19 protein-coding genes are annotated in these 16,280 nt (G+C 46.3%); 8 read left to right on the top strand and 11 right to left on the bottom strand.

Going from position 1 to position 16,280, the window contains the following annotated elements:
• Positions 1-63 precede the first annotated feature (63 nt).
• Both gmk and nadD read left to right on the top strand, forming a co-directional pair.
• Complete coding sequence (gmk, locus tag H3H32_RS30335; protein ID WP_182459478.1) at positions 64-663, top strand: guanylate kinase; 600 nt, start codon at positions 64-66, stop codon at positions 661-663.
• A gap of 96 nt (positions 664-759) precedes the next feature.
• Positions 760-1,332 carry a nicotinate (nicotinamide) nucleotide adenylyltransferase gene (gene nadD, locus H3H32_RS30340; RefSeq protein WP_182459480.1) on the top strand — a complete coding sequence of 191 codons (573 nt, stop codon included), beginning with the start codon at positions 760-762 and terminating at the stop codon, positions 1,330-1,332.
• Between the two features lie 65 nt (positions 1,333-1,397).
• Here nadD and H3H32_RS30345 read toward each other — a convergent pair whose 3' ends face one another.
• From H3H32_RS30345 to cysS, 3 genes are all read right to left on the bottom strand, one after another.
• The gene (locus H3H32_RS30345) at positions 1,398-1,787 is read right to left on the bottom strand and encodes a hypothetical protein (RefSeq protein ID WP_182459482.1); all 390 of its coding nucleotides are present in this window, start codon (positions 1,785-1,787) and stop codon (positions 1,398-1,400) included.
• 38 nt (positions 1,788-1,825) lie between these two features.
• Positions 1,826-2,848: a M28 family peptidase gene (locus tag H3H32_RS30350; RefSeq protein ID WP_182459483.1), complete on the bottom strand. Its 1,023-nt coding sequence runs from the start codon at positions 2,846-2,848 to the stop codon at positions 1,826-1,828.
• Positions 2,849-3,136: 288 nt separating this feature from the next.
• Complete coding sequence (gene cysS / locus H3H32_RS30355) at positions 3,137-4,624, bottom strand: cysteine--tRNA ligase (protein WP_182459485.1); 1,488 nt, start codon at positions 4,622-4,624, stop codon at positions 3,137-3,139.
• A 257-nt stretch (positions 4,625-4,881) separates the two neighbouring features.
• Between cysS and H3H32_RS30360 the strand changes: the two genes are divergently transcribed.
• A complete protein-coding gene (locus tag H3H32_RS30360) occupies positions 4,882-6,078 on the top strand; it encodes a hypothetical protein (protein ID WP_182464530.1) in 1,197 nt (398 codons plus the stop codon).
• 124 nt (positions 6,079-6,202) lie between these two features.
• Positions 6,203-7,120 (top strand): PfkB family carbohydrate kinase, encoded by a 918-nt coding sequence (locus H3H32_RS30365; RefSeq protein WP_182459487.1) that lies wholly within the window; start codon positions 6,203-6,205, stop codon positions 7,118-7,120.
• An 82-nt stretch (positions 7,121-7,202) separates the two neighbouring features.
• Here H3H32_RS30365 and H3H32_RS30370 read toward each other — a convergent pair whose 3' ends face one another.
• The 4 genes from H3H32_RS30370 to H3H32_RS30385 all read right to left on the bottom strand — a co-directional run bounded on the left by H3H32_RS30370 (position 7,203) and on the right by H3H32_RS30385 (position 9,520).
• Entirely contained in the window at positions 7,203-8,012 is an 810-nt protein-coding gene (locus H3H32_RS30370) for a ferritin-like domain-containing protein (protein ID WP_182459488.1), read from the bottom strand.
• A gap of 14 nt (positions 8,013-8,026) precedes the next feature.
• Positions 8,027-8,761 carry a ferritin-like domain-containing protein gene (locus H3H32_RS30375; RefSeq protein ID WP_182459490.1) on the bottom strand — a complete coding sequence of 245 codons (735 nt, stop codon included), beginning with the start codon at positions 8,759-8,761 and terminating at the stop codon, positions 8,027-8,029.
• Positions 8,762-8,979: 218 nt separating this feature from the next.
• On the bottom strand, positions 8,980-9,153 hold the full coding sequence (locus H3H32_RS30380; protein WP_182459492.1) for a hypothetical protein: 174 nt from the start codon (positions 9,151-9,153) through the stop codon (positions 8,980-8,982).
• A 43-nt stretch (positions 9,154-9,196) separates the two neighbouring features.
• Positions 9,197-9,520 (bottom strand): hypothetical protein, encoded by a 324-nt coding sequence (locus H3H32_RS30385; RefSeq protein WP_182459493.1) that lies wholly within the window; start codon positions 9,518-9,520, stop codon positions 9,197-9,199.
• Positions 9,521-9,580: 60 nt separating this feature from the next.
• Here H3H32_RS30385 and H3H32_RS30390 point away from each other — a divergent pair, with 60 nt between their 5' ends.
• The gene (locus tag H3H32_RS30390; protein WP_182459495.1) at positions 9,581-10,351 is read left to right on the top strand and encodes an SDR family NAD(P)-dependent oxidoreductase; all 771 of its coding nucleotides are present in this window, start codon (positions 9,581-9,583) and stop codon (positions 10,349-10,351) included.
• On the opposite strand, the gene H3H32_RS30395 is transcribed toward H3H32_RS30390, so the two are convergent.
• Genes H3H32_RS30395 through H3H32_RS30405 form a run of 3 tightly spaced genes read right to left on the bottom strand, consistent with a single transcriptional unit; the run spans position 10,337 to position 12,297 of the window.
• Positions 10,337-11,284: a polysaccharide deacetylase family protein gene (locus H3H32_RS30395; RefSeq protein WP_182459497.1), complete on the bottom strand. Its 948-nt coding sequence runs from the start codon at positions 11,282-11,284 to the stop codon at positions 10,337-10,339. The genes H3H32_RS30390 and H3H32_RS30395 overlap by 15 nt on opposite strands.
• Positions 11,285-11,297: 13 nt before the next feature.
• A complete protein-coding gene (ybeY, locus tag H3H32_RS30400; RefSeq protein WP_182459503.1) occupies positions 11,298-11,717 on the bottom strand; it encodes an rRNA maturation RNase YbeY in 420 nt (139 codons plus the stop codon).
• 58 nt (positions 11,718-11,775) lie between these two features.
• The gene (locus tag H3H32_RS30405; protein WP_182459504.1) at positions 11,776-12,297 is read right to left on the bottom strand and encodes a GNAT family N-acetyltransferase; all 522 of its coding nucleotides are present in this window, start codon (positions 12,295-12,297) and stop codon (positions 11,776-11,778) included.
• Between the two features lie 80 nt (positions 12,298-12,377).
• Here H3H32_RS30405 and H3H32_RS30410 point away from each other — a divergent pair, with 80 nt between their 5' ends.
• From H3H32_RS30410 to bioD, 3 genes are all read left to right on the top strand, one after another.
• On the top strand, positions 12,378-13,409 hold the full coding sequence (locus H3H32_RS30410; RefSeq protein WP_182464531.1) for a zinc-binding dehydrogenase: 1,032 nt from the start codon (positions 12,378-12,380) through the stop codon (positions 13,407-13,409).
• 183 nt (positions 13,410-13,592) lie between these two features.
• The gene (locus H3H32_RS30415) at positions 13,593-14,759 is read left to right on the top strand and encodes an aminotransferase class I/II-fold pyridoxal phosphate-dependent enzyme (RefSeq protein WP_182459505.1); all 1,167 of its coding nucleotides are present in this window, start codon (positions 13,593-13,595) and stop codon (positions 14,757-14,759) included.
• Positions 14,760-14,778: 19 nt separating this feature from the next.
• Positions 14,779-15,399, top strand: coding sequence for a dethiobiotin synthase (gene bioD, locus H3H32_RS30420; RefSeq protein WP_182459506.1), 621 nt, complete (start codon positions 14,779-14,781; stop codon positions 15,397-15,399).
• 28 nt (positions 15,400-15,427) lie between these two features.
• Here the strand turns inward: bioD and H3H32_RS30425 are convergent, their stop codons facing one another.
• Positions 15,428-16,249 carry an aminotransferase class IV gene (locus H3H32_RS30425; RefSeq protein WP_182459507.1) on the bottom strand — a complete coding sequence of 274 codons (822 nt, stop codon included), beginning with the start codon at positions 16,247-16,249 and terminating at the stop codon, positions 15,428-15,430.
• Positions 16,250-16,280 lie beyond the last annotated feature (31 nt).

Raw genomic sequence — 16,280 nt, forward strand, 5'->3', positions numbered from 1 at the left:
CGCTTACGAAAGCAGCCTTAATTACCCCAATTACTTTTTTAATTAACCAACCCATCATCCACTGTGGACGGTAAACTTATTATTTTTTCAGCCCCCTCTGGTTCGGGCAAAACCACGATTGTTAAACATTTGCTGGCCGAGAATGCAAATCTCGGCTTTTCTATTTCGGCCTGCACCCGCGATCGGAGGGGACGTGCCGAGGAAAATGGCAAAGATTATTACTTTTTGACTCCTGAAGATTTTAAGCATAAAATCGATGCCGATGAGTTTGTTGAATGGGAAGAAGTTTATACGGGCGCTTTCTACGGCACGCTGAAATCTGAAATTGAACGCGTGTGGGCAACCGGTAAGCACGTTTTGTTTGATGTGGATGTGCAGGGCGGATTGAAACTGAAAAACTTCTATGGCGATAAAGCACTGGCCGTTTTTGTAAAAGTACCGGATGAAGAAACTCTCCGCCAGCGCTTGATTGGCCGTGGGTCCGAAACGGAAGAAAGCTTATCCCGACGCTTATTTAAAGTACACTTTGAAATGAGCTTTCAGGATCGTTTCGATGTCATTTTAATGAACGATGATTTAGAAACGTCGCTCCAAAAAGCCCAGAAACTGGTCAACGACTTCGTAAACGAAAACAAAGTACCCGCGAAAGCAACGATAATCTAAATCTGAGTTGTAAAGTTATAGAGTCATATAGTTCTAAAGTTCAGAATGCGCCAGCCAACTTTATATCTTTATAACCCTATAACTTTATAACTTCTAGTGAAAATCGGCTTATTCTTCGGTTCGTTTAACCCCATTCATATCGGGCACCTGATCATCGCAAACACGATGGCAACTACGACTGATCTTGAACAAGTGTGGTTTGTCGTATCGCCCCAGAACCCCTTCAAAAAGACCAAAAGTTTGTTGCACGAGTTCGACCGACTCGATATGGTGGAACGGGCTATCGCCGATAATAGCCGCCTGAAAGCTACGAACATTGAGTTTTCGATGCCCAAGCCCAGTTATACAATCGACACGCTTACACGATTGAGTGAAAAATACCCCCAGCACACTTTCCGCTTGATTATGGGTGAGGATAATCTGGAGCAGTTTGCCAACTGGAAGAACTACGATAAGATTCTGGAATACTACGGTTTATACGTTTATCAACGCCCCCGAGTTATCGAAAGCCCGTTTAAAACGCACGCCAACGTTCGGATTGTAGAAGCACCCTTGTTGGATATTTCAGCAACGTTCATTCGAGAAAGCATTCGTGCGAACCGCTCTATACGATATATGGTGCCTGAAGTTGTGGAAGAAATGATTGAGCGTAAGAAGTTTTACGTGTGATGTACCTACGGGCTTTAGCCCGTGATAGTTGATCTACATAACACGGGCTAAAGCCCGTAGGTACATTACGGTAATCCATTCTGAAACGTAACTTCAGTTGCTAAACCAATAGCGCTCATACGAATAGCCACCGAACGGCTATTGGATTTCATACCGGGTTGATCGCAGTGGGTGCCTTTTTCCAGAAAATAGATATAGAACTTCTGGTTACGATCGGCGATCTGGTTGATGTCTGGTCGGCCGAGGAGCTCGCCAATGGTATTGGTTGTTTTGCCTTTCAGATTTTGTATTTCAGCTCTAAAATCGGGCACGAGCATAGCCCGAACGCCATTGCAGCCACCTCGGTCACCACGCCATTTTTTCAAATCAAGCTTCCCAAACTGATCCGGCACTGAACTACATTCCGACAAGCTGATTATCAGAAGGAAGATAGTAAACAGACGTATCAGAGGCATAACGAAACTTTCACTCTTTCGCTCTTTCATTCTTTCACTTATTGTTCATTGTAAAGCACCTGCAATAACGTCTGACCAACGGCCTTCAATGTCGCCCGATCAATGTTACTCATGTTATCTTCGGCAGTATGCCAGGCTGGGAAGAAGCCGCCCGTAACGACATTCGTATGAATAATGTCGATCATTGGAATTTTGGCGATCGTATTGGGGGCTACATGATCATCCGTGATTTGACCACCGGGAGTATCAACAAAATACTGGCTGTATCCAGCACGGCTAGCCGTTTGCCAAACATTATTAACAACCGTAGGGGCAAACTGCATTGATAGCCCTTCTTTGGCAAACGTAGCTCCCTTGGCTCCAACCATATCCAGCAAAATGCCGAAATAAGCTGAATAACCAGGTTTATGTAAGTTTTTGGACCAATAGCGAGATCCTAAGCAGAAGCCAATATAATCGAATTGATTGCCACTCGCCTGTTCAAAATCGTTGCTGGCTTTTTCGCCATTACCCCAATCTTCGGCGTCGAAGAAAATAATATCGATTCCTACGGTTGGTTTTTGTTGATTTTGTTGGATACTACGAGCCAGTTCGAGCAGAACACCTACACCGCTGGCTCCATCATTAGCGGCCGTAACAGGTTTCGTTTGATCTGCTTTATCCTGATCCTGATCGGCATGAGGGCGCGAATCCCAGTGCGATGCTAAAACAATTCGCTTGGTTGCGGTTGGGTTGATACTACCAATTATATTTCGGGCATTTAGTTTCTTACCATCCCAGGTGTTTGCCACAAACGTCTGCTCAATAACTGTGCATCCAAATTGTTTTAATTTGGCTACCAAATAGTTACCTGTTTGTACATGGGCAGGTGTATTTGGCACTCGTGGCCCGAATTTCACCTGTTGCTCCACATAGGTATAAGCAGAATCGGCATTAAAAGCCGGTGCCGTAGCAGTAACAGCTTGCTCAGCGGTTTTTGTTGTATCGCTTTGCGACTGCTTGGTGCGACAGGCGCTTGTTGAGAGGACTACAACTAAAAAAGCAAGGAGGATTTTTTTCATGATAGAGCAACATGACCTACTAAAGCCGGGATGTCATGCTGTAAAAACGATTTACTATCGGTTTTGTGTACCGATCCGCAAAAATACCGAAAAGTCGGGCGTTTAAATAATTAGATGAAGAGAATGGGGAGGTAAAAAATGCGAAGCGGCCCGCCTGAATTACAGGTAGGCCGCTTCGTTTCTGGCGCGAGTGTTTACTCGTGCCTATTCATGAAGTCAGTATTCTCTGACGCAAGCGAATGCTTGCTATATAATAAGCACGAGTAAATACTCGCGCCAGTTCATTTTTTACTCTTCATAAGCCCAGTCGATCTGGTGCTTCATGTCTTTGATTGCCAGCCCTTGTGCTTTGAAATAAGAGCGAATCTGATCGACTTTGTCATATTGACGTTGCTCTTTGTATTCGCGGTAAAGAGTCAGTAACCCTTCCAGAATAGGCTGGTTATCGGTGCCTTCTTCTTTCAAACCTAACACTTCAGTCATGAACGATACGAACGACTCTTTCAGCAAAGTAAATACCTCTTCACCAAGGACTGCTGACTGAAGCTGGTTCAGATAGAGCATGTTGACGTATTTTAGCAAGGTAAACAACTGAGCAATACCGACGGCCGTATTGAGGTCGTCGTTCATGGCTTCGTAAAACTGTTGAACAGCTTGCCGGATTTCTTTCTGTTTTTCTTCGCTCACCGTAGCATTCTCGTCGGCTGAGTAGGTCAGCGTTTTAACAATTCGCAACCCATTTGCTAATCGACGATAGCCTTTCTGCGCGGCTTTAAGCGCGTCGTTCGAAAAATCGAGTGTGCTCCGGTAGTGCGATTGCAGCATGAAAAACCGAACCGTCATCGGGCTGTAAGCCTGATCGAGCAGGGGGTGATTACCGGCAAACAACTCGGCAGGCAAAAATGAATTACCCAGCGACTTCGACATTTTCTGGCCATTCACAGTCAGCATGTTCGAGTGCATCCAGTACCGAACGGGATCAACGCCACTCAAACCATCGCCTTGCGCAATTTCGCACTCATGGTGAGGGAATTTCAAGTCCATGCCGCCACCATGAATATCGAATTGCTTGCCTAGGTATTTGGTGCTCATGCATGTGCATTCCAGGTGCCAGCCAGGAAAACCTTCGCCCCAAGGCGAGTTCCAGCGCATAAGGTGCTCAGGAGCTGCACGTTTCCAGATCGCAAAATCGAGCGGGCTGCGTTTTTCTGACTGACCATCCAGTTCGCGGGTTTCGTTCAGCAGATCGTCCAGAATCCGACCCGACAACTTACCGTAGTTCCCTCCGCGCTTGTTGTAGGTTTCAATGTCGAAATACACCGAACCGTTTGATTCATAAGCTAATCCATTCGCGAGCAATGACTGAACGGCTTCGATCTGTTCCACCATATGGCCCGTGGCCGTGGGTTCAATGCTGGGTGGGAAGGTGTTGAACTGCGCCATTACCGTATGGAAATCATTCGTGAAGCGCTGTACAATTTCCATCGGCTCAACCTTTTCCAGTTTAGCCATCCGTCCGATTTTATCTTCGCCTTCGTCACCATCACCAACCAGGTGGCCAACGTCGGTCAGGTTACGGACGTACCGTACTTTATAGCCGATGAAAGTCAGGTATCGATAAAGCGTATCGAATGTGAGGAACGTACGGACGTTGCCCAGATGAACATAATTGTAAACCGTCGGACCGCAAACGTACATGCCTACGTACGGTGCATTGATCGGTTCGAATAGTTCTTTTTTACGCGAAAGCGTATTGTATAAGTGAAGCGGTTGCATTGGTAGATTGACTATTTCGGGAAGACTACAAAAGGAATTGAGTTGCCGGATCGGCATCTATAGGCGAGATAAAGCGTTCAGCGACAACAGCATGTCGATAAAGCAGGGTTTTCCTCAAGTAGCATAGCAAAAATGATACTGTTCATGAGGGCGAAGTTACGGATTGTTCGTTGTAAAACGCTAGCTCATCTACACGACCCGTAGCTTTTGGCTATATTCGCGTTTTGTTTTTACAAATCGCCCGCTTAGGCTCAGGGATGCAGGTAGTTGAAGTGGGCACAAATGCCCAATATCAGAAAGAATTTATTCAGTTTCCCGTTCGTCTATATCGCAACGATCCTAATTGGATTCGTCCGCTGGATAACGATGTTGAGGAGATATTTGACCCAGCCCGCAACAAGCGGTTTGAGCATGGTGAATGCGTTCGGTTTTTGTTGCTAAACAACAAATCCGAAACCATTGGGCGAATAGCCGCATTCATCGACCACGAAATTGCGAATCTAGACAATGACCAACCAACAGGTGGGGTCGGGTTCTTTGAGTGTATCGATGACCAACAGGCTGCTTTTACGCTGTTCGATGCGGGGAAATCCTGGCTCCAACAGCGAGGTATGGAAGCTATGGACGGCCCAATAAACTTTGGTGATCGCGACCGCTGGTGGGGTTTGCTGGTCGATGGGTTCGACCGGGAGCCGAATTACTGCATGCCGTACACAAAGCCGTATTACATTCCTTTTTTCGAGAATTACGGTTTCAAGGATTATTTCAAACAGTTCACATTTGGGATTCCCACAACCTGGTCGAAACTAGTCGATATGTCGCAGGCGGTGAAAGACCGTGCTCGGCGTATTTATGACAACCCCGATTACAGTTTTCGGACGATCGATAAAAAGCAATTACCCGCAGCGGCTGAACAGTTCCGACATATATATAATGCTGCCTGGGGTGGCCATAGTGGCGTTAAGGAAATGTCGGCGGCACAGGCGCAGTTGCTGATGCAGAAACTAAAGCCGGTTATCGACGAAAAGATTATCTATTTCGCCTATTATCAGGGTGAGCCAGTCGCCTTTTTCGTTTGTCTGCCCGAATTAAACCAGGTGTTCAAACACGTAAATGGTAAGCTTGATCTGATTGGTAAGCTGAAGTTTTTGTGGCATATGTTGCTGAAGACGAACCACAAAGCCTTTGGGGTTGTGTTCGGCGTAGCACCTGAGCATCAGGGAAAAGGCGTTGAAGCAGCTATCGCCCTTCGAATGCCCCACGAAGCCGATCATAATCCAAACTTCCAGTACACCGAATTAGAAATGAACTGGGTCGGCGATTTCAACCCAATCATGGTTCGCTTTGTGAGTCAACTGGGTTCAAAAATCGTCAAAACACACATTACGTACCGCAAGCTTTTCGACGAAACCAAACCATTTAAACGCTGCCCGGTCATTGGGCGGAAGAAATAGATTTATGGTATTTGGTATACAGTTTTTGGTTTACGGTGGGCTGATTCATAAGCAATTCATGCGCCAGCCCACCGTAAACCAAAAACTGTATACCAAATACTAACCATTATAAACCAAGAAATAAATGAGCTTAGTAACTGTTGGTTCCGTCGCATTCGACGCCCTGGAAACCCCGTTCGGTAAGACCGACAAAATCATCGGTGGTGCTGCCACGTATATCACCCTTTCGGCTTCGTACTTCACGAAAGAGAATAATCTGGTTGCTGTTGTGGGCGACGATTTTCCGCAGAGCATGATTGACGATCTCAATCAGCACGGAATCAATACCGAAGGTCTGGAAATTCGGAAAGGAGAGAAGACCTTCTTCTGGTCGGGCAAGTACCATAACGACATGAATAGCCGCGACACAGTTGAAGTGCAGCTAAACGTGATGGAACACTTCGATCCGATCATTCCCGATTCGTTTCAGGATTGTACGTATCTGATGCTGGGAAATACGGCTCCATCTATTCAACAAACTGTAATTGAGCGATTGCATAAACGGCCTAAGCTTATTGTGCTCGATACCATGAACCTCTGGATCGAAATCGCTAACCCTGATTTGATGAGTTTACTTAAACTCGTTGATGTGCTGGTGGTTAATGACGAAGAAGCGCGCCAGCTAACACACGAATACTCGTTGGTGCGTGCTGCGGCTAAAATTCGGTCGATGGGTCCTCAAACGGTCATTATTAAGAAAGGCGAACACGGCGCTTTATTATTTAGCGAAGGCCAGATCTTCTTTGCCCCAGCGCTACCGCTTGAAGAAGTCTTCGATCCAACCGGTGCGGGCGACACATTTGCCGGTGGATTCATTGGCTATCTGGCCAAAACCGATGACATCTCGTTCGATAACATGAAACGGGCAATTATTTACGGTTCGGCAATGGCTTCGTTCTGTGTTGAGAAATTTGGTGCTGAGCGGATTATGAACTTAACTCAGGAGGAAATTCAGGCGCGGGTAAGCGAATTTGTGACGCTATCCGCTTTTGGACTGGTCTAAAGTATAGCTGATAATAAACGAACAAGCCGCTGGTAACTTACCAGCGGCTTGTTCGTTTATTGGTGGATTCAGTTCGAGCGTGTTACGCAAAGAAAGGCGCAACAATTCCTAAAATAGTAGGCTTGTCTAACGGCTCATCAAAGGCCTGCATCACCATAGCTGGAGTTATCCGGCTATCACCTGCCAAGGCAGCAGCTAGATCGACACCCGCCTGAACGGTGTTTTCTTCCCCTTTGTAACTAGCATCAACTACAGATGGAAGACCCTGCAAAGCAGCCGTGCCACCTGTGATCCAGCCTTTTTGACCACGCATATAACGTACATTAGCTGCGTGAGCTGCCTCAGTTGCGTGAATTTGCAGAGCTACCTGCAAAATAGCGGGTGCTGCCTGTAAATTACCTGCCTGACCTTTATAAGCACGAACACCAGTATCTTCAAACGTCTGAGCAATAGCTGAGAACGTAGCGAAATTGGTAAACGTATCCGTAAATGTGCCTTTAGCCGAGAAGTCAAACTTAGGCATTGGAATCGCATCGGCACCCAATACCGTTTTTAACAGCCGAACGTGTACTTCTTCGTGTTGACGAATCAGTTCAAAAGCTGGCCGATAATTAACCGGAATCATTGATAGATTGCGGCCGTAGTTGTAAAAATTGAACTCCAGATACTCTAATGCAAGTGCAAAATTGAGTACATCTTTCACGCCTTGTGGTAATGAGCTAGACTGCCCATAGGACTTAGTCAAAGCTGAAGCCATAATAGCTGGAGCAGCTGCGGCAATCGTTTTTTTGGTCAGGGAGCTAAACAAACCCCGACGAGAAACATGGGCTAAGCGGTCAAAGATCTCGCCATCCACTTTCTCAATTTCGCTGAATAAGTTTTGTAAGTTCATTGGAGTTGAGTGGTTTATGCGAGGCTTTTAACTAAGGCGCTTGCGTCAAGTGTTTCAAGGATATATTTCTGTGCGATAGGGAGCACAAATGTTGGTTCATAGGCCAGGTGTAAGCCCGTATCGCTGGTAACGATTGTTGGACCCGCAAAGGCGTCAGAATAAGGATACTGCAATTCGCGCAGAATAGAGTGGTGACGAGTTTCAACCGATACAATCTTACCTGCCAGTGTCAGATAACCAGCATCTTTGATATACTTACCAGCACCGTTGTAAGCACCTACGCCTGTTTTTTCGAAGGCTTCTGCATTGGCAATTACATCTGCACGATTGTTAAAATCAATGCTAGAGAAATTAAACGTCAGATCTGGTACGTTGGCTGCTGTTCCAGCACCTACTGCTGCTTTGAAAAGCGCACGGTGGATAATTTCATGGCCGCGGATGTCAGTCCATAAGGCCATGTCTGCCGAAGACATGTTAGGGTAAGGTTTTGCAAGCACCATTTCATAGAAAGCAGCTTCGAGCTGTTCTAGTACATAAGCGAAAGCAAGCACACCAGCATCACCAGTAGGAAGGGCGACAGTTGTGCCAGCAGCACGAGCGCTTCCAGTTGGATTAACGAAAGCTTCGTCCCCTTTAGAGCAAGCTGTGAGTAGTCCGCCAGTTACGGCTGCCGCTCCAGCTACCCGCAGAAACGACCGGCGACTAGCTGCCGAAGATGGCGTTTCGGGCCGATTAGTAATGTTTTCCATTGAGCAAAATAGTTAGGTGATTTGTTGTCTTAGTTATTTGGCAACCAAGGTGATGTACCTACGCGCTCATCTGGAATAAGGATTTTTTAAATTTTAGAATAAGGTATAAATCCAACTCTGCAATAAGGCTAATGTGTTATTATTATATACACTATGCTTATTTGGCTATTATTTTTTGAAATATTATTGAAAAAGTACAAAATGATTTTCGCGGAAAATTAGAGCCATAAGCAAGCTATAGTTGCTTGAGAGGTGGGTTGAACGGTTTTGGGCGTAGCGTTTTCATCCAAAATAATCGTAGTACCATTAGTGCCTAAATCCCACAGGTTACCTCGCAGAAATACATTCATGCCTTTGGTAATATTGGCTTCCGATGCAGCCCGTCCTGCCATAGCATGCGTAAGCCAGGCTTGCCCTTCGGTTAATTTCCCGACGTCAGCCCAGGTATTCAGGCAGGATAACGATTGTTTTCTTTGGAGTAATTAGCCCGCTATCTTTCGCTGTTTGTAGGTAACCAGCTATTTTTTCGCGAAAAGTTAGCCCATTTTGGTAATCGATGGGTGTCATCCAGGGTTGAATACCTAACAGATTACCTCGATCGGAGCGATTCCCAAACTGCTCAATATGACTAATTTTTGCTGGTTTATCAGGCTTGAGGGGCTCACCGTTTAGCCAGATAAACCAGAGGCCGAATGCGCCCCAGTTGAGCAGGAATACGATGTACAGGATAACCGAATATTTTCTTAGGTTACTAGACATAGAAATGATAAATGAGCCACAAAATAGCCTTATTTTCAGGCATTATTAAGCGCTGTAACTATGTCATCATTTGCGAATCAGGTTGCTTTTATAACGGGTGCTGGCTCAGGAATTGGTCGGGCAACAGCATTGGCTTTTTCTAAGGCAGGCGCAACTGTTGTTGTCGCCGAAATCAATGAATCTACTGGTCGAGAGACAGTTGAATTAATAACGCAACAAGGTGGTAACGCAGTCTTTATTCTTTGTAATGTTGTTGATCCAGAACAGATTAAAAAGGCTATCTATCAAACTGTTCATTCATTTGGTCGTCTGGATATTGGTATTAACAATGCCGGAATTGGCGGTAAGTTTGGCAAGTTGCTAGATCAGACGGAACAGGACTTTAATCAGATAATGGCGATAAATGTTGGTGGAGTGTTTTACGGCATGCAAGCCCAGATTCGCCAGATGTTAACGCAAAAAAGCAACCCCACTGGTGGCAAAATTGTAAATGTGTCCAGCATTGCCGGGGTTCGGGGAATGCCGATGGGTGCACCTTATAGTGCCTCCAAACACGCCGTAATTGGACTAACAAAAACGGCGGCTCTGGAATATGTGAAGCATCATATCCGAATCAATGCAGTGTGTCCAGTGTACACGCATTCGCCTATGGTGGATGAACTCATTAATACAGCACCGGGCATGGAAGAACGGATGCGCCGAATGGTTCCGATGGGCCGTTTTGGCGAACCGGAGGAAATTGCCCAGACTATTTTGTGGCTTTGTTCAGACGAAAACGCGTTTGTTACCGGGCAGGCGCTTCAAATTGATGGCGGCTTAACGGCTGGGTAAGTTTAGGGTTCGATTCGCCAACTCGTCAATCATTGCCGGGACCTCCGGTTCTCCTTTAAAAAAGGTACCCCGTTTACCTCTCGTTAACGCCCAACGGTGCAGCCAGGAGATGCCGCCTTTTCCATAAAAATGATCGACCGATTGATAAGCGTTGTCAGTTAATGCATGCTCCAGCGACACAAACGTATATCCCTGCTGCTTGAGCCCTGCCAGCAATTCACCCAGAAAATCGGCGTTGATCGTGTTGGCATGCAGTAGCAATGTCTGCGAAATCTGCCGATTGAAAAGGGAATCGCTCTGAGCTTCGTAATAAGCCACGCAGTTGAGCATATACGCCACGTACTGCTTACCAACCTGAGTGGCTAACGTAGTGTCGCCCAGGAGTATCGCATTATCGTAAGCGCCCGAAAATAACCAGTCCGAATTGTCGATAGTGACAGGCGCTTCCAGATAACCTCGCTGTTGCAGAAAATGCTCCAGTGAATCTTTTTTTGCCTGTGTATCGCCTTTGCGTAGGTAAGGGTGTCTGAAATAGCGGAAGGGTTTGCCTCGCTGTTGAACAAGGTTCTTCACAATTTGCTCACCATCAATGATATCCTCTTTTGACTCGCTAAACGAAATGAGATTGTAGTCTTTATGGGCAAGTGTATGATTTCCTAATTCAAAGCTAGCATCGAGCCATAGTTTTAATAGGTTGATCTGGCTTGAATCGGGTTGATGATTGGCCAGTAACGAATTGCCGATAACAAATCCAATTGCCGGAACCTGAAACGTTGTACAGTGCGAAAGTAGTTTTTTCGTTAACTGTAATCGGCCTGACGGGGATCGATAAACCTTCGATACAGTCGGCAGATCATCAATGGTAATGGCTATTTTTTTCTGTGCCTGTGCCGTATAGGCTAGAAAAAGTATCAGAATGATCAATAGGCGCATGGGCTGAAGCAGGCTAAGAACTGTATTGGCTCAACCACTCTTCTTCTTTCGCCCGCATCTGGGCCGCTTCTTCATCGGTTTTGTCGTAGTAGCCGCATAGATGAAGCAGGCCGTGAGCCAACACGCGTCGCATTTCCTGCTCAGACGATACGCCTAGTTGGGCAGCATTGTCGGCAACTCGCTCGACACTGACGAAAATATCGCCTTCGATTTTATCATCTTCCTCGCTCTGATCGAACGTAATGATGTCGGTATAATAGTCGTGCTGAAGGTAGTCGCGGTTAACTTGTAGCACATGCTCATCGGAGCAGAAAATATAGTTTAAGTCTCCCACGGCAAAGCCTTCCCGCTCAACCTGTTGCTTCAGCCACTGGCGGGTTACTTGCTTCTTCGGAAGCTTATAAGGCACATCTTCATTAAAAAAGCGAATCATAAAGTCGGACTATCAATCATTTATGTAAAAGATTGAAGGGCAAAATTAAGGCGATTGGTCAAATTAATTTCGTTAGGTCAGGCCAAACGTATCGATAAGCTTCTGATGAGCCTCCATCTGCGGTTTCGTGCGTAACCAATTCCCGATTGACTCCGCCCAGGTGCGCATAGAATTTTTGAGCACTGGTATTTTGCTTCAATACCCACAAATAGAAACCTGATTGGGGGTTTTTCGTGTAGACCCACCGCGCTGCCGATTTGATCAGAATAGTGCCAATTCCCTGGCCTTTCTGCTCGGCCTGAACGTGCAAGTTGTCGAGTAGGGCTCCGTAAACAGGATCTTCGTCGGCATACGTACAGGAAAAGCCACAAACTAAACCTGCCGATTCGGCTACGATAATGTGCTGATTTGGCTTAGGTTGACTCAGCCGACTGTGCCAGGTTTTACGTCTATTTTCAAGTACGGGACCATCTAAAAACTCATCTCTCCAAATACCTCTGTAGTTTTGCTGCCAACTAAGGCTATGCAGTTGAGCAATCTGCTCGGCATCGGTAGGAGTAGCTTCTCGATAAGTAATCATAGCCCCGTTAAACGTAGTTGGGCAAAGATAAAAAGCCCGGTATTGGTTTACGAATTCACCCTACAATTATGAATCAGTCTATGAAAGCAATTTATCTCGAAGGCATTCACCAACCTGTTCAACTGATTGATGCGCCAGTTCCTACAGCTGGCCCAGGTGAGGTACTGATCAAACTGCAAGCCGCTTCCCTGAATCATCGGGATGTATTCGTGCAGCAGGGGTTATATCCGGGAATCAAATTGCCAGTTATTCTGGGTTCTGATGGGGCCGGTGTCGTTGTTGATACGGGCGAAGGTGTCGATTCAGATTGGCAGGGTCAGGCAGTTATTATCAATCCAGCCATGAATTGGGGCGATAATCCGAAGTTCTACGGTGCTGATTTTCAGATTCTGGGCATGCCTACCAACGGTACTTTTGCCGATTTTGTAGTTGTCAGCAGTCGATATATCCATCACAAACCGCAGCATCTGACCTTCGAGCAGGCGGCTGCATTGCCGCTGGCTGGTTTAACGGCATGGCGAGCACTCATGACAAAAGCGGGGTTGAATCAGCGTGGTGGGAATGAGCCAGAAAAGGTATTGATTACGGGTATTGGTGGAGGTGCCGCCTTGTATGCCTTGCAATTTGCCGTAGCCGTTGGGGCCGAAGTCTGGGTTACGTCGGGTTCTGATGAAAAGTTAGAAAAAGCGAAAGAAATCGGTGCCACGGGCGGAGTCAATTATCGTCAGGACGACTGGCATAAAACTTTATTGACGCAAGTTGGAGCTGGAAAAAGTGGCTACTTCGATGTTATCATTGATAGTGCAGGTGGATCTGGTTTCGCTAAACTCATTGATGTGGCAGCTCCGGGCGGACGGATTGCTTTCTTTGGCGGAACAACAGGCGCTATTACCAACATTAGTCCCCCCAAAGTATTTTTCAAACAACTTTCCATTTTCGGGACTACGATGGGTACCGAAAGCGAGTTTGCCGACATGATTAAGTTGGTAAATGATCAGCAGATTGTGCCCGTTTTAGACGAGGTTTTCCCGCTTGCTGCTATCGAAACGGCTATGACTAAAATGGAGACGGGCAAGCAATTCGGTAAAATTATTCTCTCAATAGATAGCTAATCGGTTACCATATTAACGTAAGGTTAACAGATGTACCTATTTATTCGAAAATTCAGCAGTAATATTTTCTCAAATCGAAGTTATCCACAATCAACATGTGGATAACTAACGACTTACACACATTTTCGTAATTAGCCCTTTAAAACAACTCATCATTCAATAGGGACGATTTACCTTTGTAGCATGGCTACATTGATGCACTCAGTTGCCCAGCTAGTATCAGAACGATTAGCAGTTTATAAACATAGAGGCCTGCTTCGTCAACTCCGAACAGCCGATGGTTTAGTTGATTTTTGCTCGAACGATTACCTGGGTTTTGCCCGGTCGGCCGAACTGAAAGCGGCTATCCAAAAAATGGATAAAGCACAGAAACGTGCTCGTATTGGCGCTACAGGATCGCGGTTATTGGCCGGGCAAACTACCCTGGCTAATGTGGTTGAAGAAGAACTAGCTCGATTTTACGGTACCGAAGCCGCGTTGATTTTCAATTCGGGTTATGATGCCAATCTGGGTTTACTGTCCTGCCTACCCCGAAAAGGAGACACCCTTCTGACCGACGAGCTAATTCACGCCAGTATGATTGATGGCGCTCGGCTCAGCTATGCAACCCGCCATCGCTTTCGACATAATGACTTACAGGATCTGGAAGATAAACTTAAACAGACGAATGAGTCTCCATTAGAAGGGCAGGTGTTTGTAGCAGTTGAATCCATTTACTCAATGGATGGCGATGCGGCCCCTTTGTGTGAAATAGCCGACCTCTGTGACCGTTATCACGCGGCTTTGATTGTCGATGAAGCCCACGCAACGGGTCTTTATGGGTCAAATGGAGAAGGTTTAGTGGCGGCATTGGGTTTGCAGGATCGAGTGTTTGCCCGGGTTCATACATTCGGGAAAGCGTTGGGCGTTCATGGAGCTGCCGTGGTTGGACCAACTGTTCTGCGAGACTACCTCATTAATTTTGCCCGTCCATTCATTTATACAACAGCCTTACCGCCCCACAGCCTGCTCGCTATCCGTTGTGCACATGTGTATGTAACAACAAATACTGCAAACCGGACTCAGTTGTATAAGCGGCTTACGTATTTCCGCCAGCGTGTCAGCGAATTGTTGCCGGATGCTACCTGGACAAACAGTCAATCGCCGATACGATGCTTGCTTGTTCCCGGAAACGACAGTGCTCGTTATGTGGCAAGCGAGGCTCAGGCCATTGGCTTAGATGTGCGGGCTATTTTAAGTCCAACCGTTCCAGTTGGTCAGGAGCGGTTGCGGCTGTGTATTCATTCCTTTAATACGAACGAAGAAATTGACCAGCTATTAACGATTTTACAAAAGACCTTATTGGGCTAACTCAACGGATAAATTTACCATGTCGCATCAAATCATTGTTGCCGGAATTGGCACAGAAATAGGGAAAACGGTTGCATCAGCCGTATTGGTAGAAGCCCTGAAAGCCGATTACTGGAAACCCATTCAATCAGGGGAATTGACAAATTCTGATACGGATGTTGTGCGCGGATTGGTCAGCAATCCGACCTCTCAGTTTCATCCAGAAGCCTATCGATTGACACAACCCCTATCTCCACATGCTGCTGCCGAGATAGACGGAGTGACAATTGATTTAACCGAAATCATTTTACCCGAAACAGACCAAAATCTGATTATCGAGCTGGCTGGGGGATTAATGGTGCCGCTGAATAACCATGATCTAACTATTGATCTGGTGAAGAACCTAGGCTTGCCCGTTATCCTGGTTTCCCGAAATTATCTGGGCAGTATTAACCACACCCTTCTATCGGTCGAAGCCTGCCGAAGTCGGAATATTCCACTGTTGGGCATTCTGTTCAACGGGCCAACCGTTGAGGCTACCGAATCATTTATTCTGTCGTACACTGGATTGCCTTGCCTTGGACGAATAGGGCAGGAGGAGGTTATGAATAAAGAGGTTATTCTAAAGTATGCTTCCTTACTAAGCCAGATAGACCTATAAGGTTTGGGAAACCTTATAGGTCTGAAAGTCACCAGGTTTTTATCAGCTCATCGAATCGCTCTAAGAGAAATTTAGCGGTTGGTCCCGGATTACCGTCGCCAACTGTCAGTTCGCCAATCTGAACAATAGGAAGCACTTTCTTGGTCGAACTAGTTGTAAAGGCTTCGCTGGCGTCATAAAGTTCGGAGAGTAATACCGGCCGCTCTTCGATCTGAAAGTCGTTTTGCGCTAATTGAAGGATTGTTCGGCGGGTAATGCCGTGCAGAATATGCCGATTGGGCGTTATCAGGCGATCGCCTTTCACGATAAAGAAATTGCTTCGGCTCAGCTCACTGATTTCTCCGCCTTTCTGATACAATAGATCGGAAGCGCCAGCCGATTTAATGGCTTGGGCCATTAAAATCACCCGTTTATAGTCCGTGCTTTTCACTTCGGCCATCTCCCGAACATATTCGTCCAGAATTACCTTAATGCCCTTCTCGTATTGAATTGGTGGCACTGGATGAATTGATTCGGTCAGAATAAGCAGATTTGGGCGCTCAATCGAAATGCTATCAGCCGAGTAACCGCCTGTCATTACAAACCGGAAGGCTACATCAACGCCACCGCTGCGCTCAATCAAATCCAGTAAGATGGCGTAAGTTTCATCTTTGCCAATCGGTAGAGGCAGGTGCATCCGGGAGGCAGAATTCTGGAATCGCTCCCAATACCAATCCCACTGAAAAGGACGCCCGTTGTAGGTCAGGAAATAATCGAATAAACCATAGCCCCGAAGTAGGCTAAGATCCGTAACCCCGACAGCCAACTGGTCGGTAGGAGCGATAGTACCGTTGAAATAACCGTAATGCATACATGTAGCGTTGGACTTCCTGACCTCAAAG

This window comes from Spirosoma foliorum (assembly GCF_014117325.1).
GTDB lineage: Bacteria > Bacteroidota > Bacteroidia > Cytophagales > Spirosomataceae > Spirosoma > Spirosoma foliorum.